This window comes from Streptomyces sp. NBC_00885, assembly GCF_045207475.1.
Classification (GTDB): Bacteria; Actinomycetota; Actinomycetes; order Streptomycetales; family Streptomycetaceae; genus Streptomyces.
The window spans coordinates 1,135,443-1,158,406 of sequence record NZ_CP108796.1 but is presented as its reverse complement, the minus strand read 5'-3'; the positions used below and the strand labels follow the sequence as shown (position 1 = coordinate 1,158,406).

Genomic DNA, 22,964 nt, shown 5'->3' with positions numbered 1-22,964 from the left:
GCGTGGCGCGCTCGCGCCGGTGGCGCGGCAGGCGTGCCCACCGCGGTGGGCACGCCTGTCCTCATCGCACGTCGTGCGTCAGTACACGTTCACGCCGTACACGCTCAGCGCTTCCCGTACCGGCTGGAAGATCGCCGAACCGTTGGTGCCTGAGCAGCCGGAGCTGCCCGAGTGGATGCCGAGTGCCACGGAACCGGCGAAGTGTGCGCCGCCGCTGTCACCGGCGGCCGAACACACGGTGGTGCGGACCATTTGGTAGACCGGCCCCTCGGGGTAGTTCACCGTGACGTTCACCGCGGTGACCCTCCCGCTGGTCACATGGGTGGTCGAGCCGCTCTTCCTGATGGCCTGGCCGACGATGGCATCGGCCGAGGTCACGATGTCCTGGTACGTGCCGTTGTACAGGTTGACCCTCCCGGCGGGCTGGGGGCCGGGCAGGTAGCGGACGATGCCGTAGTCGTTGGTCGGGAAGCTCGTGCCCGTGCGGACGCCGATGGGCGCCCCACCGGACGTCGCCGACCAGCTGTAGGCCAGGTTGGTGCAGTGGCCTGCCGTCAGGAAGTAGCGGGCCGTGCCCCTGGCGACGTTGAAGGCGGCCGAGCAGCGGTAGCCCCCGCCGTAGATCGCGTCGCCGCCCGACACCTCCTTCTTGAAGACGCCCGGCACGCGCGTGATACGTACGGCCGCGCCGAGTCCGGCGCCCACCTTCCGCAGCTGGGCCATGGCGGCCACGGAGACCGACTGGTCGGCCTCGACGGCGATCTGGTTGGTGGAGGGGTCGATGCCCCACGAGGTGCCGGTGATCTTCGCCTGGGTTTCAAGGGTGTTGATGGCGGCCTGGAGCTCCGCCGTGCTGCGCTCGACGAGCTTGGCTCGCGCGCCGGCGGCATTCACCGCTTCGGCCGCGGCCGAATCGGTGACGGTGACGACCAGTTCGCCCGTCGCGGCGTCGAGATACGACCCGGCGCTGTTGTCGTCGTCCAGTGAGCGTTCGAGGCTGCTGTCGATGGCGTACTGGGAGGCGGAGGCGGTGACGCCCGGTGTGGGTTCCGGGGCGGCACCTGCGGTGCCCGAGCCCAGGCCGACGGCGGGCAGGGAGATGAGGAGGGAAAGGCAGATGCGCGCGCGGAGCGTGCGTCTCATGGGGGGCTTCTCCTTCGTGCGAGTGCGCTGTGGGGGAGTGCCGAGAAGTGATGCGGAATGAAGCAATCCGATTGTTCGATGTGACATGGCCCTGTCATGTACGCAGGAGTGCGGGAATACCGGAACACCCTCCCGGCAAGGGGGGTCAGGGATGGATCTGCACGGTGGCCGTGCTCAGCCGCCGGACCCCGTGCATCAGGGCGTGCTCGGCGGCCAACGCCACTTTATGTGCCTGCATCACCGTCAGCGCGGGGTCGACCACGATGGAGGTCTCCGCCCGCAGCCCGTGCCCGAGCCAGCGCATGCGGACGGTCCCCACGGCCCGTACGCCCTCGACATGGGACAACGCGTCCTCGGCCTCGTCGATCAGCGCGGGGTCGACCGCGTCCATCAGCCGGTGCCAGACCTCACGGGCCGCACCGCGCAGTACCAGGGCGATTGCCCCGGTGATCGCGAGCCCGGTCACCGGATCGGCCCACCGCCATCCGAGTGCAGCTCCGCCCGCGCCCAGCAGTACGGCCAGAGAGGTGAACCCGTCGCTGCGGGCGTGCAGTCCGTCGGCCACGAGCGCGGCCGAACCGATACTGCGGCCGGTCCGGATGCGGGCCCGGGCGACCCACTCATTGCCGGCGAACCCCACCAGCGCGCCCCCGGCCACCGCGGCCAGATGGCTGACCTCCTGCGGCTCGAACAGCCGTCGCAGCGCCTCGTACCCGGCGAAGAGGGCGGACGCGGCGATCACCAGCACCACGAAGACGCCTGCCAGATCCTCGGCACGTCCGAAGCCGTAGGTGTAGCGGCGGGTGGCCGCCCGGCGGCCGAGGAGAAAGGCGAGGCCCAGCGGCAGCGCGGTGAGCGCGTCGGCCGCGTTGTGGACGGTGTCGCCCAGCAGCGCCACCGAGCCCGAGGCGGCCGCGATCACCGCCTGGACGGCGGTGGTCGCGGCGAGCACACCGAAGGAGAACCACAGCGTGCGCAGCCCCTGCACGGACCCTTCGAGGGCCGCGTCGATGCGGTCGTGCGGAGCGTGATGGTGGTGACCATGGACGTGTCCGAACCCCGTCATGGTCACCACCGTGACACATCAACTACCTTGCAGCCACTGCCGAAGAGCGGCCTCTGACCAGCTGCGAACGGCTCGCGACTACTGCCCCGACGCGATCACGGGGTAGTGGTCGCTGAGATTGGTGTACGTGTACGTCCTGCCCCAGCTGGAGACCGACCAGGGCGCGCTCTGCTCCTTGATCACCTCATTGGTCCAGCCGGCCGGCTTCACGTGCCCGGCACGGTGCAGGACGTAGTCGAGGTCCTCGCGCGGGTCGTCCGGGTAGCGGTAGTTCGCGATCGAGTTCTGCTCGGTGTCGAAGGAGTACGGGTGCCCGGTGCGGGTGTCCGCCCCCGTGAGCCCGGCGTCCGTGAGCATCGTGTTGTACTCCGGCGTCCGCGAGTCCACATTGAAGTCGCCCGCCACCAGAACCTGTTCGGAGGCGGGGATGTTCTTGCCGTTCAGGAAGGCGTCGATCGCCCGGAACTGGAGGCTGCGCATCTGCGCCGCCTCGCCAGCGTCGCAGCCGGGGTCGGTGGACTGCGCGTGCGTGCCCACGACATGGACCTTCGTGCCGTTCACATTGAGCACGACGTACACGAAGCCCTTGTTGGACCACCAGTCGGCACCGCAGGCGTCCTTGTAGACGTACTGCTCCTTGCGCACGATGGGCCACTTGCTGAGGATCGCGACACCGCCGTCCTCGGGCGTCGTGGCCGAGTACGAACCGCCCGTGGCGTCCCAGCCGTCCTTGCTCCGCCCCATCACGGGGGTCTGGTACGGGTACTGGGCGGCGGCCTTCTGCTTGAGCGCGTCCGACGAGGAGTTGTCGAAAGCCTCCTGGACCACGACGACGTCCTTGCCCTGGAAGAACGAGGTCGCCGGTATCGCGGCGGCCCGGTGGTCCTGGCCCCAGTTGGGGTACAGCGTCTTGCTGAAGAGGAAGGTGTTGTACGTCAGCACCTTCAGGGGCGGGGTCGCCGCCTCGGCGGCGGAAGCCGCCGGAGCCGTCCCGGTCAGGACGGCGGCGGCGAGCGCGGTGGACAGAGCTGCGCCAGGGATACGGCGGAGCACGGAGTGCGGCACAGGAACTCCCGATTCAGGTGGGGGGTACGACCGGCGCGGCACATCAAATCAGCCAGAGTTACCTCCTGGTAATGACCAGGTGCCCACTTTCTTTCCACAACCGCACGATCACACCAACTCCCCACCGCCCGGATCGCGACACTACGATGGTGAGCATGACCGGGGCCGCGAAAGATCCCCTGCCACCACCGCCCGGCGGAGTGCTGTGGTCCGTCGTCGGCGACATCCGCGAGCTGCTCATGCTGCCCGCCGCCCTCGCCCTCCAGGTCGCCCACCCGGCCGTCGCCGCGGGCGTCGACGAGTACTCCGTCTTCCGTACCGACCCCTGGGGCCGCGGCGAGCGCTCCCTTCGATCGCTCCAGCTGTGGGTGTACGGAGGTGAGGCGGCGGCCGAGGAGGGGCGCAGGCTCCGCGAGCTCCACAAGCCGATCCGGGGCACCGACTCCCACGGCCGCCGGTACCGGGCCCTGGATCCCGAGTGCTACTCCTGGGTCCATGCCACCGGCTTCCCCGTCTTCCGGTATGCGCTGCGCTATCTGGCGCGCCCGCTCACCGCGGCGCAGGAGCAGCAACTGTACGCCGAGTGGCTCCAGGTCGGCCGGATCCTCGGCATCCACGAGCGGGACATGCCGCAGACGGTCGAGGAGTTCTGGCCGTACTTCCGCAAGAGGCTCGCCGAGGAGGTGGAGGAGACGGCCGTCGTACGCGAACTGGTCGCCCTCGACGTGACCTTGCCGCCGCCCGACCGCGGGCCGCGGCCCGTCAGAGTGCTGCTCGCGATGCTGTGGCCGATGCTGCTTCCGTCGTTCGTCCGCTTCCGCCGCTTCCTCACCATCGGGCTGATGCCGCCCGAGGCGCGCGACGCGATCGGTCTGCAGTGGACCGCGGAGCAGGAGCGCGCACTGCGCAGATTCGCCCGGGTCGTACGGGCCGTGGTTCCCGTACTCCCCGAGCGGCTGCGCTACCTCCCGATCGCGCGCGAGGCGCGGCGCGCCGCCGGACTCAGCCGGTCAGTCCGCCGCGTGCGATGACATCCGCGTACCAGCGGGCGCTGTCCTTGAACGTACGGCGCTGGGTCGCGAAGTCGACATGCACGATGCCGAACCGCTTGCTGTAGCCGTACGCCCACTCGAAGTTGTCGAGCAGGGACCACAGGAAATAGCCGCGCACATCCGCGCCGTCGGCGATCGCCCGGTGCACGGCGGCGAGATGGGTGCGCACGTACTCCACCCGCTCCGGGTCGTGGACGTCGCCTGACGGGTCGGCGTAGTCGTCGTAGGCGGCCCCGTTCTCGGTGATCACCAGCGGCACACCCGGCAGATCGTCCCGCAGCCGGATCAGCAGCTCGTACAGACCCTCCGCGTCGACCGGCCAGTCCATGGCCGTGCGCGGGCCGGGAGCCGGGATGAAGCGCACATGTTCCTCGGCACCGGCCCACGGCGAGGGCGCGTCCGAGGTACCGGCGGCCACGACCGTGGGGGAGTAGTAGTTGATGCCCAGTGAGTCGATCGGCGTGGAGACGACCTCGAGATCGCCGTCCCGGACGAAGGACCAGTCGGTCACCGCGGCCGTGTCGCGGACCAGGTCCTGCGGAAGGCGGCCGTGGAAGACCGGGTCGAGGAACATCCGGTTTCCGACGGCGTCGATGCGGCGGGCGGCGTCCTGGTCCGCCTCCGAGTCGGTGAGCGCTCGCACCGCGTGCAGATTGAGCGTCAGCGAGATCTCGGTTCTCGACGCCAGGGCCGCGTGCAGAGTCTGCGCCGCCCAGCCGTGCGCCAGATTGAAGTGGTGCGCGGCACGCAGCGAGGCGCTCGCGCTGGTGCGCCCCGGTGCGTGGACCCCGGAGCCGTAGCCGAGAAAGGCCGCGCACCACGGCTCGTTCAGCGTGGTCCAGGTCGCGACGCGGTCGCCGAGCGCATCGGCCATGATCCCGGCGTAGTCGCCGAAGCGCTGCGCGGTCTCGCGCTGGGGCCAGCCGCCGGCATTCTCAAGCTCCTGCGGCAGATCCCAGTGGTAGAGCGTGGCGACGGGCCGGATGTCCGCGTCCCGCAGCTCGTCGGTGAGCCGCCGGTAGAAGTCCAGGCCCTTCTGCACGGCGGGACCGCGCCCGGTCGGCTGGACCCGCGGCCAGGCGACGGAGAACCGGTAGTCGGTGACGCCGAGTTGCTCCATCAGCGCGACGTCCTCGCGCATGCGGTGGTAGTGGTCGGCGGCGATGTCACCGGTGTCGCCGTTGCGCACATTGCCGGGCGTGCGGCTGAAGGTGTCCCAGATGGAGGCAGTACGGCCGTCCTCCGCGGCGGCGCCCTCGATCTGGTAGGCGGCGGTGGCGGTGCCCCAGCGGAAACCGGCCGGGAAGCGTCGCGTCGTCGTCGTGCCGGGGCGTGCGTCGAGTGCGGTCATAAGGAAAGAACTCCCAGGAAGTGAGGTGGCGGTGGGGGGAGACCGGTCAGCCCTTGACGGCGCCCTGCATGATGCCGCCGACGATCTGCCGGCCGAGCAGACCGAAGACGAGCAGCACGGGGAGGGTGCCCAGCAGGGTCCCGGCCATGATCACGGACTGGTCGTGGACATAGCCGCCGCCGAGCTGGCGCAGTGCGACCTGGACGGTCGGCTCCTGCGAGGAGAGGGCGACGATCGGCCAGAAGAAGTCGTTCCACGCGGCCATGAACGTCAGCATCCCGAGCACCGCCATACCGGGCCGGGCGATGGGCACCACGATCGACCAGAAGATCCGGGCGGTCGACGCGCCGTCGACCCGGGCCGCCTCGATCAGCTCGTCCGGCAGCGACTGCACCAGGTACTGCCGCATGAAGAACACCCCGAAAGCGGAGACAAGGCCGGGCAGGATCACGGCCTGCAGCTGGTTCACCCACTGCAGCTCGGCGATCAGCATGAACAGCGGAATCACACCGAGCTGCGGCGGAATCATCATCGTGCCGACCGTGACCGCCAGCAGTGCGCCGCGGCCGCGGAAGCGCAGCTTGGCGAAGGCGAAACCGGCGAGCGTGCAGCACAGCACCGTGCCCACGGTGATCGAGCCGGAGACGATCAAGGAGTTGAGCAGCGCCTTGCCGATATCGGCTTCCTCCACCACCGCCTCGAAGTTGCGGAACAGATTCGGCCCGGGCAGCAGTGTCGGTGGCACCTTCGCCAGATCGGCGTTGGAACGGCTGGCGGCGACGATCGTCCAGTAGAACGGGAACGCCGAGATCAGCACGGCGAGGATCAGCATCGCGTACGCGAGCCTGCCGCCCTGCATCGTGCGCCCGGCCCGGTTCCTCCTGCGGTGCGGGGACCGCGCGGGCCGGCCGCCCGTGGTGGGCGGCTCTGTCGGCGGGGCGGCGAGCGCGGTCATCGGCCGGCCTCCTTGCTCGAGCGGCGGCGCGCGATCAGGGCGTTGACCCCGACGAGCACCAGGATCAGCAGGAACATCACCCAGGCGATGGCGGCGGCCCGGCCCAGATGGAAGAAGCCCCAGCCCTGCTCGTACATATACAGACCGAGCGTCTGGTACTGGTGCGAGATACCGCCGGAGATGGAGCCCTCGAACAGCAGCGGCTCACCGAACAGCTGGGTCGCGCCGATCGTCGAGACGACGACCGTGAACAGGATCGTGGGACGCAGCCCCGGCAGGGTCACATGGATGAACTGCCGCCAGCGTGAGGCGCCGTCCATCGCAGCGGCCTCGTACAGCTCGCTCGGGATGGACTGCATGCCCGCCAGGTAGATCAGCGCGTTGTAGCCGGTCCAGCGCCAGATGACGATGGTGGAGACGGCGATCTGCGAGGAGACCGTGCCCGCCTGCCAGTCCACCGGGTCGAAGCCGACGAGGCCCAGTACGTAGTTGATGAGTCCGAAGTCGCGGCCGAAGAGCTGCGCGAAGACCAGGGTCGCGGCGGCGACGCTCGTCGCGTACGGCAGCAGCATCGCCGTACGCAGAAAAGTCCGGCCGCGCAGCCGGTAGTTGAGCAGATGCGCCAGACCGAGCGCCATCACCAGCTGAGGGACGGTGGAGAGCACTCCGATGGTGAAGGTGTTGCGCAGCGCGGTCCAGAAGATCTCGTCGCCGAAGAGGGCGGTGTAGTTGCCCAGTCCCCGCCACTCCATCTCGCCGGGGGTCTGCAGCTCGACGCGGTAGAGCGAGACGAAGGCCGTGTAGATCAGCGGGAAGAGACCGAAGGCGGCGAAGAGGGTGAAGAACGGGGCGATATAGGCGTACGGCGAGAGCGTGCGCCAGGTCCTGCGCGCGGCCGACGGCCGGGCCCCCGGCTTCGGGGACACCGGCTTCGCGGTGGCGGTGAGGGTCACTGTGCGGCCCTTCGAGAGTCGGTACGGGCTGTGGAACCGGAGGCCGGTCCGGCCGGGTGTCGAGGACCGGCCTCCGGAGCGGGTGGAGGCGGGGTCAGCCGGTCGCGTTCTCGACGTTCTTCTTCGCGGTCGACCAGGCCTTGTCGGGCGAGGTGCCCTTGCGCTCGACCTCGCTCAGCGCGTTGGTGATCTGGTCGGCGACGTTCTTGTCGTGCACCCCGAGGACCTGGACCGGCGCGGCCTTGGCGGCGTCGCCGAAGATCTGGCCGATCGGGGCGTCGGAGAAGTACGGGTCCTTGGCAGCCGCGACCTTGGCGATGGCACCGGTCGACGAGGGGAAGTTGCCCTGCTTGGTGAAGAGCTTGGCCTGCTGCTCGGGGGCGGTGAGCCACTGGATCAGCTCGTAGGCCTCCTTCTTGTGCTCGGCCGCACGCGGGATCGAGAGATACGAACCGCCCCAGTTCCCCGCGCCTTCGGGCAGCTTGGCGACGTCCCACTTGCCCTTGCCGGCGTCACCGGCCTGGCCCTTGATGTAGCCGAGCATCCAGGCGGGGCAGGGCATGGTGGCGAAGGAGCCGGCCGAGAACGCCTGGTTCCACTGCGGTGACCACTGGTCGAGCTTGGCGCTCAGGCCTGCCTGCGCGGCATCGGTGGAGGCGTCCCAGGCGGCCTTGACCGCCGGGTTGTTCTCGTAGATCAGCTTTCCGGAGGCGTCGTAGTACCGCTCCTTCTGCTGACCGACCATGATCGCGTACAGGCTGCCGATGCTGTCCACCCAGGCGCTCTTGGCCGGGGCCTTCTTCTTGTACTCCTTGCCGAGCGCCAGATAGCCGTCCCAGGTGGACCACTTGGCCGCCAGCTGGGTGCGGTCGGTGGGCAGACCGGCCTGCTTGAAGAGGTCGGTCCGATAGCACATGGCCTCCGGGCCGACATCGGTTCCCAGGCCCAGGATCTGACCGTCCCTGCCGGTCGCCGCCGACCACTTGGCCTCTGCGAACTGGTCCTTGAGCTTGTCGGCGCCGTACTTCTTCAGATCCTCGAACTTGTCGGCCTGCTGCTGGGTGACGGCGGCGATCCGGCCCACCTCGATGCCCTGCACATCGGCGAGGCCGCCACCGCCCGCGAGCCGGGTCTGCAGCGACTTCCAGTAGTCCTGCTCGTCCTCGGTGTCGCTCTGCTTGATCTTGATGTTCGGGTGGAGCTTCTCGTACTCGGCGTACAGCCCGGCCTCCTTGTAACCGAAGGATCCGAACAGGTCGACGGTGAGCGTGACCTTGCCGCCCGCGCTGTCGGAGGATCCGCCGGACGAGCCGGATCCACAGGCGGCGAGCAGTGCCCCGGCGAGCGCGACCGCACTCAGGCGGACGGTGGCCCTTTTGGCGGCTCGGGCGATGGGCATGGGAAGCCTCCCTTGGCTTCGGTGGAGCGAGGACGCCGTTGAGAGCGCTCTCAGATCTGCGACTGGAGAGTGCCCCGGAGGCGATCGCCCCGTCAAGTCCCGAACACATAACAGGTTGGGTGGGCCGCCAACTACCGCCTGTGTCCCGCCTATTGACACTTCTGTTTCAGGAGTTTTACGTTCCATGGCATCTGAGAGCGCTCTCGGACGCCCTTACCCGTGATGACTTCGAGGTGCCGTCCATGCCAGCCACCCGCACAGGACCAGCTGCCGCGCTGGTCCTGGTCACCGCCCTGGCCGCCTTCGGCCTGGGCCCGGCCGCCACCCCGGCGGCGGCCGCAACCGTCCCCGTAGGCTCTGGCAGCTACTCCGACACCCGCCCCGCCGGTACGTCAGGACCGACCACCAACACCGGTGCGCCGGTAACCCCCAAAGTCACCCCCGCAGCCAAGGACAAGCCGGTTCCCACCAACGACTGGTGGTCCTCGCTCGCCTTCCAGCGCTACGGCGACAACCCGTACTCCACCCCCATGTACGGCCACCCGCTCACCTACCAGGCCACCGCCGGCGGACTCGACATCGGCTATCCGACAGCCCCGGCGATCGTCGGGGAGGGCCGCCAGTACGAGTACGCGCACAAGCGGGACCTCACTCTCGGTCTCAGCGGCCTCAACTCGCCCGACACCAAGGCCGACGACTGGTCCGACTGGACCGTGACCCCCTACTGGTCGGACGGCACCCGCACCCTGCGCACGACCATCGGCCACGGCCTGCCGTTCGTATACGCCAAGGGCTCCGGCGGCAACGCACAGATCACCACCGCCGCCTCGCCCGCCGTCTTCGCCGACCAGGGCAATGTCCTCGGCATCACCGTCGCGGGCCACCACTACGCGCTGTTCGCCCCCACCGGCAGCGACTGGACCGTCTCCGGCTCCACCATCACCGCGGGCCTCGGCGCCAAGGACTACTTCTCGCTCGCCGTGCTGCCCTCCACCGACGCGCTCGCGACGTACAAGAAGTACGCCTACAGCTTCGTCACCGGATCCAGGGCCACCTGGAACTACACCGGCGGCACCGTCCAGGCCACCTACAGCCTGACCACCGAGGCCAAGGAGGGCACCGAGCGCGGAACGCTCCAGGCCCTCTACCGCCACCAGTGGCTGCACACCGCCGACCCGCTCACCGCGTACACCTACGTCTCGCCCCGCGGCACCATGAAGGTCCGCGAGGCGGCCTCCTTCACCACCAGCCAGAAGGCGTCGGCGGTCCTGCCCGCACTGCCGAAGACCAGTGCCGTCGACCAGGCCCGGCTCAAGGGCTATCTGGACCAGGTCGCGAACGATCCCAACCCGTTCAAGGACTACACCGACACCTACTGGACCGGAAAGGTGCTCGGGCAGCTCGCCCAACTCGTGCCGCTCGCCGACCAGATCGGCGAGACCGCGACCCGCGACAAGCTCATCGGCCTGATGAAGGGCAAGCTCCAGGACTGGTTCACCACCGGGGGCGGCAACGAGTTCTCGTACGACAAGGACTGGAAGACGCTCACCGGCTACCCGGCCTCGTACGGCAGCGACACCGAGCTCAACGACCACCACTTCCACTACAGCTACTACGTCTACGCGGCTGCCGTCGTCGCCCAGTACGACCAGGCATGGGCCGCCGACTCCGCCTGGGGCGGCATGGTGAAGACACTGGTGCGGGACGCGGCCAACCCCAGCCGCACCGACACCGCCTTCCCCTTCCTGCGCGGCTTCGACGTGTACGCGGGCCACAGCTGGGCCTCCGGGCACCAGGGTTTCGCCGCGGGCAACAACCAGGAGTCGTCCTCGGAGTCCACCAACCTCAGCGCGGGCCTCGTGCTGTGGGGATCGGCGACCGGCGACAACACGCTGCGCGACCTCGGCACGTATCTGCTCACCACCGAGTCCGAGGCGATCGCCCAGTACTGGTTCGACGCCGACGAGCAGGTCTTCCCGTCCTCCTTCGGCCATGACACGGCCGGCATGGTGTGGGGCAGCGGGGCCGCGTACGCCACCTGGTGGACCGCCAACCCTGAGGAGATCCACGGCATCAACGCCCTTCCGGTGACGGGCGGTTCACTCCACCTGGGCGGCGACAAGGCCGCGATCCGCCGCAATATCGCCGAGATGGAACGGGAGAACGGCGGCCCGGCCGTCGAATGGCGGGACATCCTGTGGGAGTTCCAGTCCTTCGCCGACCCGGCGGCCGCGAAGGCCAAGTGGGACGCGGGCAACACCGGTTACACCCCCGAGCAGGGCGAGTCCAAGGCGCACACCTACCACTGGCTCACGACACTGGACACGCTCGGCGCCCCCGACGCGACGGTGACCGGGGACATTCCGAGCTCCGCCGTGTTCACCAAGGGCACCGAACGGACCTATGCCGCGCACAACTACGGCGCCACGGCCCGCACGGTGACCTTCTCCGACGGCAAGACGCTCGCCGTCCCGGCGCGCTCGACGGCGACGGGCACGGGGACCGGGGGAGGCGACCCGGACCCGGACCCGGATCCCGACCCCGAGCCGCCGACCGGCAACACCTTCCGGCTCCGTACGGGAGGAGTGCTCACGACCGCGACCGACGGCACGGCGGGCAGCGACACGATCGCCTCGGCGGGCGGCGCGAACTACGACGGCACCCCGCATCAGCCGCTCGTCTACGAGATCAGAGATGTCAACGGCACCCTCACCCCGGGCGCGGCCACCGCGTTCCGCCTCCAGCTGGACGCGGGCACCACGGTCGGCCTCGGCCAGCAGGCCCGTATCAGCTACGACTTCACGGGCGACGGCACCTTCGACCGGGCGGAGACCTATCAGTACTTCGCGACCGATCCGGTCACCGGCTGGGAGGAGTACGCGCAGTCACGAGGGCTGAAGGCGGCGACCGGAAGCCTCGGCAACCTGAGCGGCGGCACCGTACGGCTGGAGGTGTGGAGCGCCATCGGCAACGGCACCAGCAAGCTCCAGACCGGCACGGACAAGTCCGTACTGGTGATCCCCTACAGCTGATGCTCTGTGTACGGCGGGCCCCGATCGCTCAGGCCGAGGCCCGCCGCACCAGTGTCGTCGGGGTGATCACCGAGGCGGGGGCGCCGGAGCCCGGCTCGCCCTCGTTCAGCACGCGCATCAGCAGCCGGACCATCAACCGGCCCATGCCCTCGATGTCCTGACGGATCGTCGTCAGCGCAGGATCGGTCGACTCGACCACCGAGGCCATGTCGTCGAAACCGACCAGCGCCACATCCTCCGGCACCCGCCGTCCCCGCTCCCGCAGTGTCTGCAGGGCACCCGACGCCATCAGATCGTTCGCGGCGAAGACGGCGTCCAGCTCCGGGCGGCGGTCGAGGAGCTCGGCCATCGCCCGGGCGCCGCTCTCGGCGGTGAAGTCGCCCTGGCAGACAAGACCGGGATCGGCGTCCAGCAGAACGTCGCGGTACCCGTCGATCCGGTCCGTCGCGGAGGTCTGGTCGCGTGGGCCCGCGATGTGCGCGATCTGCTCGCGGCCGAGAGAGACGAGATGCCGCACGGCCTCGCGGGCGCCCCCGCGGTTGTCGCAGTCGACATAGGGGACGGCGGACCCGGCGGCGGCGCCGGGCCAGCCGGGGCGGCCGCCGAACACGGTCGGGACCTTCACCCGGCGGATGATGGAGGGCAGTTCGTCGTCGTTGTGCAGCGAGAAGGCCAGCGCGCCGTCGACATGGCCGCCGCCGAGATAGCGGGCGATCCGGTCGTAGTCCCCGGGACCCTCCACCCACAGCAGCACCAGCTGGGAGTCGTACGCCGCCAGCTCACGGCTGATGCCCCGCACCTGCTGCTCGAAGAAGGGGTCCGAGAAGATCCGGAACTCCGGCTCGGCGATGATCACCGCGATCGCACCGTTGCGCCGGGTGACCAGCGTGCGGGCCGCGTGATTCGGTACGTATCCGAGTTCCTCGACCGCCTGGCGCACCTTGTCGACCAGCGGCGGTCTGACCCCCGCGCCGCCGTTGACGACCCGCGATGCCGTGGCCCGGGATACACCGGCGCGGGCGGCGACGGCTTCCAGAGTGGGGCGGGAGCCAGTGGTCTGCTCGGGCAAGGCGGGAGCTCCTCGTCTGCGTCATTCAGCCGCGTGGGACGTCCAGGATATCCGGTCCCGGCGATCGGCTGAGAGCGCTCCCACCCGCGGTGTTCCGAGGTGAACGGCGCCGCCGTCCCGGCCTGGGACGGCGGCGCCGCACGCGGGCACCTCAGTGGTGGTCGTGGTCGTGATCGTGGATCGAGTTCGTCGCGGCGATCTTCTTCCACGACGCGGGCCGGGCGGGCTTCCCGTCCGCCCGCGCGATCCGCGCCCCTGCCGCGGCAGGAGTGCCCGGCTTCGACGGCTGGTAGAGCCATGTGTCGAAGAGCCCGGCCAGCGGCCTGCCGGAGACCTTCTCGGCGAACTTCACGAAGTCGCCGACCTTGGCGTTGCCGTAGGCGTGCTCGGCCGGCCAGCCCTTGAGGATCGCGAAGAAGTCCTTGTCGCCGACCTCGTTGCGCAGCGCCTGCAACGCCAGCGCGCCCCGGTCGTACACGGCGATGTCGAACTGCTTGTCAGCGCCCGGGTCGCCCGGCTTGACCGTCCAGAAGGCGTCGTCGGCCGGGTGCTGTGCGTAGACCCAGTCCGCGAGCTGCTGCGCCGTGCCCTCGCCCTCCTTCTCCGACCACAGCCACTGGCTGTACCGGGCGAAGCCCTCGTTGACCCAGATGTCCTTCCAGCCGTGGACGGAGACGCTGTCGCCGTACCACTGGTGGGCCAGCTCGTGGACGACCACGGAGACATTCGCGCCGTTCGCGAACTGGCGCGGGCTGTAGAACGGGCGGGTCTGCGTCTCCAGCGCGTAGCCACTCTTCACGTTGGGGACATAGCCGCCCAGCGCGTTGAAGGGGTACGGGCCGAAGACCTCGGTCAGCCACTCGGCGACCTCACCGGTCCGCTCGACGCTCGCCCGCGCCGCCCCCGCGTTGTCGCCGAGATCCTTGCTGTACGCATTGAGGATCGGCAGCCCGTCGGCCGTCTTGTCCGTCGTGATGTCGAACTTCCCGACGGCGAGCGTGGCCAGATATGACGCCTGCGGCTTGTTGGATCGCCAGTTGTAGCGGGTCCAGCCGAGCTTCGAACTCTGCGACTGCAGTACGCCGTTGCTGATGGCCTGGGTGCCGTCCGGCACCGACACGGAGATGTCGTACGTCGCCTTGTCCAGCGGGTGGTCATTGCTGGGGAACCACCACACGGCAGAGTCCGGCTCCTGGGCCGCGACGCCGCCGTCCGGGGTGCGGTGCCAGGCGGTGTATCCGCCGATGCTCAGCTCGGACGGCTTGCCCGCGTAACGGACCACCACCGAGACGGATTTGCCCTTCTCCAGCGGTGCGACGGGAGTGATGACCAGCTCCTGGTCGCCCTCCTTGGCGAACGTCGCCTTCTTGCCGTCAACCCGGACCTCCTTGACCTGCAGGCCGAAGTCGAGGTTGAAGCGGCTCAGATTCTGCTGGGCGGTGGCGAGAATCGTCGCCGTACCCTCCAGCAGATCGGTCTTCGGCTGGTAGGTGAGCCTCAGGTCGTAGTGGGATACGTCGTATCCGCCGTTCCCGCTGGCCGGGTAGTAGGGGTCGCCGATGCCCGGTGCTCCCGGTGAGAAGTCTGCGGCCGATGCCGGGATCGCCAGCACAAGCGAGGCCGCGAGCGCGCTCGGGACGATGAGTCTGCGGTGCACGGATGCTCCAAGTCGTGGGGGGCCGATGATCACTTGGACCCTATGCAGACCCCGGGCCCTCAGTCAGGAGCGAAGCTCGGCCTTTCACGGGATCGCCATTCGGCCGACATGAACCCGGGTGTCCCAGTCGTCACTTTGATGCGCTGATGGCCCTCTGTCGCAAGGGAGTTGGCCGGAGTACCTTCCGCCCATGCCGATACGCGCGCGGGGGACCCGCTTGACGTGCAGATCGCTGGTGGTGGCGGCTTCGGCCGCCCTGATGGCCATGACCCTGGCCCCGACGGGCGCCCAGAGCACGCCCTTGCGGGAGAGCAGACCGGTCTACTCGTACGAGAACGCGATACGCGAGTCCGTGTGGGTGGACACCCGTCTCGACGGTGACGGAGACGGCCGGACCGACCGTGTCGCCGTGGACATCGTCCGGCCGCGGGAGCCGGCTCAGCAGGGCCGGAAGATCCCCGTGATCATGGACGCGAGTCCGTACTACTCCTGCTGCGGACGCGGCAACGAGAGCCAGAAGAAGACCTACGACGCTCACGGCAACGTCGTGCAGATGCCGCTCTACTACGACAACTTCTTCGTCCCGCGCGGCTACGCCTTCGTCGGCGTCGACCTGGCAGGCACCAACCGTTCCGACGGCTGCGTCGATGTCGGCGGGCGCTCCGACGTCCAGTCCGCGAAGGCCGTCGTCGACTGGCTGAACGGCCGCGCACGCGGCTACACCACCCGCACCGGCAGTGAGCGCGCCCGGGCCGGCTGGAGCAACGGCGACACCGGGATGATCGGCAAGAGCTACGACGGCACCATCGCCAACGGCGTCGCGGCGACGGGAGTCGAGGGGCTGAAGACGATCGTCCCGATCGCCGCCATTTCTTCCTGGTACGACTACTACTTCGCCAAGGGCGCGCCGCTCTACGACTCCGGACCCGAATGGCTCTCCGACTATGTCGAGAGTCCCGAGGCACGCGCCCGCTGCCAGGCCGTCCAGAAGCGGCTGGTCGACGAGGCCCCGCGCAGCGGTGACCTGACCGGGCTGTGGAGCGAGCGCGACTACGTCCGCACCGCGGACAATGTCCGCGCCAGCGTCCTCGCGGTGCACGGCATGCAGGACCTCAACGTCCGTACCAAGCACTTCGGCCAGTGGTGGGACGCCCTCGCCGACCGGGGCGTGGAGCGCAAGATCTGGCTCTCGCAGACCGGGCACGTCGACCCGTTCGACTTCCGACGGGCCGAGTGGACCAAGACCCTGCACCGCTGGTTCGACCACTATCTCCTCGGCTACGACAACGGCATCGACCGCGAGCCGATGGCCGACATCGAGCGTGCCCCCGACCGGTGGACCACCGGCCGCGTGTGGCCGCCCCTGGCCACCGGCACCACCAGCCTCCGGCCGGGCAAGGGCACTGCGGCAGGCGTCGGCACCCTCGCCCTGACCCCCGCACCTGCGGGCGCGACCGAGACGTTCACCGACGACCGGGCGCTGGACGAGACCGACTGGGCCGCGGCGATCGACACGTCGACGCCCGCCAAGGCCGGATTCCTCACCAAGCCGCTCGGCCGCGATCTGCGGATCTCCGGCTCGTCCAAGGTGACGATCACCGCGACCCCGTCCACCACCAGTGCCCATCTCTCCGCGGTCCTCGTCGACCTGGGGCCCGACACCATCCGCGACTACGCGGCGGCGGGCGAGGGGATCACCACTCTCACCGACCGCACCTGCTGGGGAGCGAGCACGCCGGGCGACAGCCCCTGCTTCAAGGAGACCAAGGCGCGCACGGCCGCCGTCGACTACACGGTGTTCAGCCGAGGCTGGGCCGATCTGGGCAACTACGCCTCCGACGCCAAGGGCCGCCCGCTGACCCCCGGCACGGCGTACACCATCACCCTCGACCTGCATGCCAGTGACCATGTCGTCCCGGCCGGGCACCGGCTCGCGCTGATCGTCGGCGGTACGGACAGGGATCTGATCGACCCGCCCGCGAGCACTCCGACGCTCACCCTCGATCTGGCCCGCACCTCGGCGAAGCTGCCGATCGTCGGCGGGGCCCCCGCCTTCGTACGCGCGACCGCGGGATCCACCGCGTCCGCCGTCCCGAGCGAGTCGCGCCTGAGCGGTGTGGCCGAGCCGCGCAGGATCCGCCCGATCCCGGGAGGCAGCGGCCGATGATCCCCCGTGCCCGCACCCTGGCCCTCACGGTCACGGCCGCCGCGCTCGCGCTGCCGTTCGTCTCCGCCCCGGCCGAGGCGGCGCACAGTGTGCCGCGCACCGGCTTCGAGACCAGCAAGGGCGCGCGCTGGACCGGGCAGCCCGAGGAACAGACCTTCCTCTCAGCCGTGGACCGGGGCAGCGACCGGGTCTCGGTCGGCCGGATCGGTACGACGAAGCAGGGCCGGCCGCTCCAGCTCGTACGGATCGGCTCCCGCCACGCGCCGAACACCGTGCTGCTGATCTGCACGCAGCACGGAGACGAGCCCTCAGGCCGGGAAGCCTGCCTGACCACGATCCGCGATCTCGCGTACGCAAGGGACAGCGACACCCGCAGACTGCTGTCCCGTACGAGGATCCTCGTCGTCCCCACCGCCAACCCGGACGGACGGGCCGCCGACACCCGGGAGAACTCCGACGGCCTGGACATCAACCGCGACCACATCGCTCTGAAGACCGCCGAGGCGCGGGCGACGGCCGCGGTGATCCGGGACCAACGCCCCAACGTGGTCTACGACTTGCACGAGTACGGTACGACCCCTCAGTACTACGACAAGGATCTGTTCGACCTCTGGCCGCGCAATCTGAACACCGACGCCAAGGTCCACGAGGAGTCACAGACGCTCTCGCGGGACTATGTCCGCCCGGCCGCACACGAGGGCGGCTTCAGCACGGGCACCTACGGCATCTGGACCGACCCGGTCACCGGCGACCCCGTCAAACAGGTCGCGGGCGACGGCCAGGAGCGCATCCTGCGCAATGCCTCGGGCGTCAAGAACGCGCTGGGACTGCTCATCGAGAGCCGCGTCGACCCCATGACACCCGAGGAGAAGGCCGATCCCGCGCTGAACAACCGCCGCCGTGTCACCAGCCAACTGGACGCCCTGGGCGGGCTGTTGGCCTTCGCCGACGAACGACGCGGCCGGATCGTCGCGGTGACCGCGGCGGCCCGGCTGGCCGGATTGAAGGACCGTGGCCCGGTCTATCTGGGCGGCGCAGACAACGATCCGGCGACCCCCGATGAGACCCTCCTCGACCCGCCCTGCGGCTACCGCCTCGACGGCGCGCAGTACGCGGACGTCAAGGACGAACTGGCCCTGCATGGCGTCGTGTCGAGACCGGACGGCGACGGGGCTTTCGTACCGCTGCGGCAGTCCCAGCGCGAGCTGATCCCGCTGCTGCTTGATTCCCGTGCGACCTATCACCTCACATCGGGTCAGGCGGTGGCCACTTGCTGAGGCCGGTCGATCAAGTCGCCCAGCGGTTTACGCCGCGCTTGCCGACGCCGAGCGGCTGACGCCGAGCGGTTTCACGTCGACATCGCCCGCCCCGGGACACATCGGGGCGGGCGATGCGACGGTGCGCCCCGCTCCGGTCACCGTTCGGCCAGCGCCGCCGCAGCCTCCGCGCACCCCCAGGCCACCGTCACTCCGGCGCCCCCGTGGCCGTAGTTGTGGACCAGCAGCCCGCCACCCGGCAGTTCCCCGGCCTCGATCCGCACGCCGCTCGTCCGCACCGGACGCAGCCCCGCCCGGTGTCCGAGGATCCGTGCCCCCGCGATCTGCGGGCGGATGCGCGCACACCGTTCCACGATCTCCTCGGCCGTCGCCGGATCCGGCGTGAGCCGCCAGTCGTCCTCCTCGGCCGTGCCGCCCAGAATCAGCCGGCCCGGCTGAGGGAAGAAATACGTCGTCTTCGCCGACGCGTGGTCGGCCGCGGTGAACCACTCCTCGATGCCCGGATTCTCCACCAGCACCAACTGCCCGCGTACGGACCTCAGCCGGGCGTCCCCGACCAGCTCGCGCGCGCCGAGACCCGCGCAGTTGACCACGACCCGCGCCCGGTCCGAGGCCTCGGCCAGAGTCTTCACGGCGCGCGTCACGACCGTGCCGCCCGCGGCCTCCAACCGCCGCCGCAGCCAGCCCAGATGAACCGGCATGTCGATCAGCGGAAGCCTGGCCCACAGCCCGGTCCCGTACCCTTCGGGCAGCTCGTCGGCGCGCGCCTCGCGCAGGCCCGCCACCTCGGCGGCCCACGGTCCCAGACCCGACAGCCGCTCATGGGCGTGCACGCCCGCGACCAGGCGCACGCCCGTCTCCTCCGGGTGGGCCGCCAGCTGCTCGTACACCCGTAGCGAGGCGAGCGACCATGCGCCGACGAACTCCAGCGGCTCGACGCGGTACGGCCACCACAGCGCGCCCGCCATCGCCGACGTCGTCTCCTGCGGCGCGTCCCGCGTCCACACCTGTACGCGGCGGCCACTCTCCGCAAGCACGATCGCCGTCGTCAGCCCTATGACCCCGCCACCCACCACCACCACGTCGCCGCTCATGACGGGACCGTAGCCCAATGACGGGCGCCGTGCTCAGAACGGGTCAAAGGTGGGGATACTCAGGACATGTCTGCCGTGTACGCGACTTTCGAGCTGTCGCCGGCGACGCGGGTCGGGGGAGTCCTGGCGAATGGTGGCCACCAAGCGCACCGGGACTTCATGGACTTCGTTGTCGACGGGCGGCCGCTGCTGTTCCAGCTCTGCGACCTCGACGCCGTCTCTCCGCTGGCTGCCGACATACCCCCGGCGATACTCACCGTCCAGCTGCGCACTCTGCTGCTCGAAGCGCCGGCGCCGCTGGCGGACGGGCGCTGTGTGATCTACGGCTGCCCCGAGTGCGAGAGCATCGAGTGCGGCGCGGTGACCGCCGTCATCGAGTGCGACGGTGACGACGTCGTATGGCGGGACTTCGCCTGGCAGACGTCCGAGACGGCGGACCTGGAACTCAACGGCTACCGCGGGATAGGGCCGTTCCGCTTCCGCGGCGAGGCGTACCGCGCCGAGCTCGAACGCCTGCTGCCGGACGGCGACGCCGCGCCGCCCCCGCGCCGCCGGGTCCTGCTCATCGGCGCGCGCGTCGACGTACTGGCCAAGCTGGCCGCCGCCCTGCGGACCATCGGCATCGGCGCGGACATCACCCAGGACGCGACCGGGATCGACGCGGAGGAGCTCGTCGGTTACGGCGCGGTCGCCTTCGGCCGCGCGGTCGGCGAACCCGAACGCGCGGCGGTACGGGCGGCGTTCGAGGCGGCGGGCGCGGACGTGGCGTATGTGGACGGACTCGCCCCCATCATTCCGCTGCTGGTCGCCCAGATAGAACACGCCCTGGACCGCAGCCCGCCACAACGCCGCAGGCTGATCAGCCTGACGGCGTCGGCGGGGGTGGCACACGTGGAGGTGACCTCGACGTGCCGGGTACAGCTGGTGGCATACCGCCTGGACCGGCTGTACCGCACGCACACGAGGGAGGTGTTCGACGGGATGCTGGAACCGGGCGAGCACCGGATTCCGCTGGAGGGGCGGGCGGCGCGGGGGCGGTCGTTCCTGGTGGGGAGGACGATGGGGGGCGTGGTGGTGGCGCCGGTGGTGGGGTGAGGCCGATGCGCTCATGCTCAATGCTCGATGAGCACCGGCTGCTCCGTGATCACCAGGGTGTCGCCGGGACGTACCGGCGTTGTCGCACCTCCGAGCCGGTGCACGGCCTTGGCATCCGGTTCCGCCGTCATCGCGGCGGTGCCGGAATCGGTCCAGCGGATCACGGCCGGGTGACTTCGCTGTGGATCCGAGATGGTGAACTCGCACTGCCACACGTTGCCGGGCAGGTTGGCCGACAGGCCGTGGCCGCACGAGCGGATCCGGGCGTGGACGAGCCAGCGCTGCAACTGCTCCACGGCCAGCGCCGCCTGCGTCGGGGGGCCGCCTTCGGCCTGCAGCACGATCGGGATCTTCGTTCCGCCCCAGTTGTAGAAGTACATGCGCTCGACGTTCACCGCGTGCGCGTACAGGCCCACCAGATAGAAACGTACGGCGTAGTTGGTCGCTCGCACGCTGTCCAGGGAGCCCTGCAGCGGGATTTCGTACATCGTTCCCGTGCTCCACAGACGTGGGTGGACTCCGGCGGCGTGCAGGACCCGGTCCACCTCGCGGGTGAGACCGAGCATGGTCTCCGGCGGATCGGAGGCCGTGCGCTGATAGAGCTTGATGCCCGCGACATCGCAGTAGCCGTATCCGCCGAGCTCCGCGAAGCGCCGTAGCACCGCCACGCCGCCGGGCTCCCACAGCCGCCCCATCCCCGGGCAGACCACGGTCGCCTTCGGGTCGGCCGCCCGGATGATCCGGCTTGCGCGCCGGGTCATCTCGACCAGTGTTTCGACGCTGCCGTTGTAGAAGCGGCGATCGTTGGCCAGCACCCACAGCTCGTACGCGTCGATGCGCCCCCGATACCGGTGAACGACGGCCTTCACGAAGGCGTCCCAGTCGGCGAGGCTGTTTGGCGGGGCGGCACGGGAGCCGTCCTCGTACGGTCCGGCCGGGCCGTCCGGGGCGGCCCACCGGGGTGTGCCGCCCATCACGAACAGGGACGGCAGGCCGGCCCGGTCGGCTCCGCCGGCCAACCGGTCGAGCACCGACCAGTCGAACTCGCCGCGCCGCGGCTCGATGCTCGCCCACCGGGTGCCGCTGTCCCAGAAACGTACGGCACCGACCCGGAAGGCGGGCATCGTGCCCGTGGTGCTGTTCAGGGTTACGCCGAACAGCGTGGACGGCACCGGCGCCGGGGAACTGACCCATGCCGGACCGGCGATCCACTGCGCCGGTGGCTGCCGCGACAGCCGGTTCCCGGGACGGCCGTCACGCGATGCGGTCATGCCGATCAGCAGGACCGCCATCGTGGCGGAAAGCAGAACGGTGAGCCTGCGCTTTATGGAATGCGAATGCGAATGCGGATGCGGATGTGTTGCGGGCGCGGACGCGGGTATTCCGGCACGGGGACCGGCCTCCGGGGCGGAAGGGCCGGAGCCGCCGCTGCCGGGTTCTTCGGGTTCGGCCGGGATTGCGCCGGATGTTTCTGTTTCAGTGACCGTTGCGATGTCCGTCGCGCGATTCCACAACCTGTACAGCTTCGCCATCTCGGCTCGGTCCGCATTGCATGCCTTCGCTATGCGCTCGACCGTGCCGAAATCCGGCGGGATGCTGCGCCCGGTGCAATACCGGTACACGGTCGACTTGCTCGCATTCACCTGCCGGCCGATCCATTGATAGCTGCGCCCGCTGCGCCGCTTCAACTCCTCGAGAAGCGTCCCCAGCTCCTCGTCGCACGGTCGTCCCTCAGCCATGTCCCCCCGCCCCGGTCCGGTGCCGGCCTGCACCGTCGCGCGTAGGGTACCGCCCCGGCCGGAAACTGCTGTCCCGTTCCGTGCGCCTCCGCGACCGGCGTTTCATGTTCGCGCAACGTCGCAGGTCAACGAGGGTTCGCCGTTCCAGGCGTGCCGGATCACCCTGCCGTCGTTGTGCCGCGATATCCGCCGGGACATGCTCTGACCGCCGGACGGCCGCCCGCTCGGCTCCTACCTCGTCGTTCCGTGCGGGGACCAACACCCAAGGGGGCAGAAATGAAGAGACTGCAGAAATACGTGGCGCGGATTGCGCTGGCCACCTCGATCAGTGCCGCGATCGTCCTCGGAGCACCCAGCGCCGCGCAGGCAGGTACATGCACCAGTCAGGGCTGCGGCGGAGAGGTCAGCAACAACTCCGGAATGAGTATCCGGATAACCAATTGCTGGCGGGACAGCTACGGCGTATGGGAAAACGGTGACAAGCTCAGCTGTGTAACCCATCCGAACAGCTGGAGCTACTACAACGCCGATGTGGAACTTCCGGTGGGCGGCTGGTCGAGCAATCATTACTACTACTACGACACCGACGCCATCCGTTTCTACAAGGGCTGCGTCACCCGCTACCACTTCTGGGGCGGCTCCATCCAGACGGAGGACCGCCGCGGCAAGGACAGCATCTGGCGCAAGATCTACGACGTCAACCACGTGTACATCGACTCGATCAGCTGCTGACGCACGAGCGCGGGAGCCGCTACGAGTCAGCGCCCCAGCCCGGGAAGACCTCGGGCTGGGGCGCTGAGCCGTGCTGGTTCAGGCCGCGGAGATGCGCGGGCCTGGGGACCCAGCCCCG

At 69.6% G+C, this 22,964-nt stretch carries 17 protein-coding genes and 1 pseudogene; 6 read left to right on the top strand and 12 right to left on the bottom strand.

What is annotated here, in order from left to right; all coding sequences use genetic code 11:
- Nucleotides 1-78: 78 nt before the first annotated feature.
- The 3 genes from OHA61_RS05330 to sph all read right to left on the bottom strand — a co-directional run bounded on the left by OHA61_RS05330 (nt 79) and on the right by sph (nt 3,274).
- Nucleotides 79-1,143, bottom strand: coding sequence for a S1 family peptidase (locus OHA61_RS05330; RefSeq protein WP_406301930.1), 1,065 nt, complete (start codon nt 1,141-1,143; stop codon nt 79-81).
- Nucleotides 1,144-1,288: 145 nt separating this feature from the next.
- Nucleotides 1,289-2,209: a cation diffusion facilitator family transporter gene (locus OHA61_RS05325; protein ID WP_406301929.1), complete on the bottom strand. Its 921-nt coding sequence runs from the start codon at nt 2,207-2,209 to the stop codon at nt 1,289-1,291.
- Between the two features lie 78 nt (nt 2,210-2,287).
- Complete coding sequence (gene sph / locus OHA61_RS05320) at nt 2,288-3,274, bottom strand: sphingomyelin phosphodiesterase (RefSeq protein WP_406301928.1); 987 nt, start codon at nt 3,272-3,274, stop codon at nt 2,288-2,290.
- Between the two features lie 146 nt (nt 3,275-3,420).
- On the opposite strand from sph, the gene OHA61_RS05315 reads away from it, so the two are divergent.
- Nucleotides 3,421-4,305 carry an oxygenase MpaB family protein gene (locus OHA61_RS05315; RefSeq protein ID WP_406301927.1) on the top strand — a complete coding sequence of 295 codons (885 nt, stop codon included), beginning with the start codon at nt 3,421-3,423 and terminating at the stop codon, nt 4,303-4,305.
- On the opposite strand, the gene OHA61_RS05310 is transcribed toward OHA61_RS05315, so the two are convergent.
- The 4 genes from OHA61_RS05310 to OHA61_RS05295 form a co-directional block, all read right to left on the bottom strand.
- Nucleotides 4,277-5,677 (bottom strand): GH1 family beta-glucosidase, encoded by a 1,401-nt coding sequence (locus OHA61_RS05310; protein WP_406301926.1) that lies wholly within the window; start codon nt 5,675-5,677, stop codon nt 4,277-4,279. The two genes, OHA61_RS05315 and OHA61_RS05310, sit on opposite strands and share 29 nt — an antisense overlap.
- Nucleotides 5,678-5,723: 46 nt before the next feature.
- Entirely contained in the window at nt 5,724-6,632 is a 909-nt protein-coding gene (locus OHA61_RS05305; RefSeq protein ID WP_406301925.1) for a carbohydrate ABC transporter permease, read from the bottom strand.
- Complete coding sequence (locus OHA61_RS05300; protein ID WP_406301924.1) at nt 6,629-7,585, bottom strand: carbohydrate ABC transporter permease; 957 nt, start codon at nt 7,583-7,585, stop codon at nt 6,629-6,631. Before OHA61_RS05300 ends, OHA61_RS05305 begins: the two co-directional genes overlap by 4 nt.
- 94 nt (nt 7,586-7,679) lie before the next feature.
- Nucleotides 7,680-8,984 (bottom strand): extracellular solute-binding protein, encoded by a 1,305-nt coding sequence (locus OHA61_RS05295; protein WP_406301923.1) that lies wholly within the window; start codon nt 8,982-8,984, stop codon nt 7,680-7,682.
- 242 nt (nt 8,985-9,226) lie between these two features.
- Between OHA61_RS05295 and OHA61_RS05290 the strand changes: the two genes are divergently transcribed.
- Nucleotides 9,227-12,016: a glycosyl hydrolase gene (locus OHA61_RS05290; protein WP_406301922.1), complete on the top strand. Its 2,790-nt coding sequence runs from the start codon at nt 9,227-9,229 to the stop codon at nt 12,014-12,016.
- A gap of 28 nt (nt 12,017-12,044) precedes the next feature.
- Here OHA61_RS05290 and OHA61_RS05285 read toward each other — a convergent pair whose 3' ends face one another.
- Entirely contained in the window at nt 12,045-13,085 is a 1,041-nt protein-coding gene (locus OHA61_RS05285; RefSeq protein WP_406301921.1) for a LacI family DNA-binding transcriptional regulator, read from the bottom strand.
- A 151-nt stretch (nt 13,086-13,236) separates the two neighbouring features.
- Nucleotides 13,237-14,742, bottom strand: coding sequence for a M1 family metallopeptidase (locus tag OHA61_RS05280; RefSeq protein WP_406301920.1), 1,506 nt, complete (start codon nt 14,740-14,742; stop codon nt 13,237-13,239).
- A 190-nt stretch (nt 14,743-14,932) separates the two neighbouring features.
- Here OHA61_RS05280 and OHA61_RS05275 point away from each other — a divergent pair, with 190 nt between their 5' ends.
- Together OHA61_RS05275 and OHA61_RS05270 are read left to right on the top strand one after the other, a co-directional pair.
- Entirely contained in the window at nt 14,933-16,909 is a 1,977-nt protein-coding gene (locus OHA61_RS05275; RefSeq protein ID WP_406301919.1) for a Xaa-Pro dipeptidyl-peptidase, read from the top strand.
- Nucleotides 16,906-18,186, top strand: a complete 1,281-nt coding sequence (locus OHA61_RS05270; protein ID WP_406301918.1) for a M14 family metallocarboxypeptidase — start codon at nt 16,906-16,908, stop codon at nt 18,184-18,186. Before OHA61_RS05275 ends, OHA61_RS05270 begins: the two co-directional genes overlap by 4 nt.
- 137 nt (nt 18,187-18,323) lie before the next feature.
- Here OHA61_RS05270 and OHA61_RS05265 read toward each other — a convergent pair whose 3' ends face one another.
- Nucleotides 18,324-19,280, bottom strand: coding sequence for an FAD-dependent oxidoreductase (locus OHA61_RS05265; protein ID WP_406301917.1), 957 nt, complete (start codon nt 19,278-19,280; stop codon nt 18,324-18,326).
- 66 nt (nt 19,281-19,346) lie between these two features.
- On the opposite strand from OHA61_RS05265, the gene OHA61_RS05260 reads away from it, so the two are divergent.
- Nucleotides 19,347-20,375, top strand: a complete 1,029-nt coding sequence (locus tag OHA61_RS05260; RefSeq protein ID WP_406301916.1) for an oxidoreductase — start codon at nt 19,347-19,349, stop codon at nt 20,373-20,375.
- Between the two features lie 17 nt (nt 20,376-20,392).
- On the opposite strand, the gene OHA61_RS05255 is transcribed toward OHA61_RS05260, so the two are convergent.
- Together OHA61_RS05255 and OHA61_RS05250 are read right to left on the bottom strand one after the other, a co-directional pair.
- Entirely contained in the window at nt 20,393-21,499 is a 1,107-nt protein-coding gene (locus tag OHA61_RS05255) for a hypothetical protein (RefSeq protein WP_406307631.1), read from the bottom strand.
- A 456-nt stretch (nt 21,500-21,955) separates the two neighbouring features.
- Nucleotides 21,956-22,114 (bottom strand): annotated as a pseudogene (locus OHA61_RS05250) (helix-turn-helix domain-containing protein); the annotation flags it as partial.
- A gap of 276 nt (nt 22,115-22,390) precedes the next feature.
- On the opposite strand from OHA61_RS05250, the gene OHA61_RS05245 reads away from it, so the two are divergent.
- Nucleotides 22,391-22,846 (top strand): hypothetical protein, encoded by a 456-nt coding sequence (locus OHA61_RS05245; RefSeq protein ID WP_406301915.1) that lies wholly within the window; start codon nt 22,391-22,393, stop codon nt 22,844-22,846.
- The last annotated feature ends 118 nt before the right edge of the window (nt 22,847-22,964 follow it).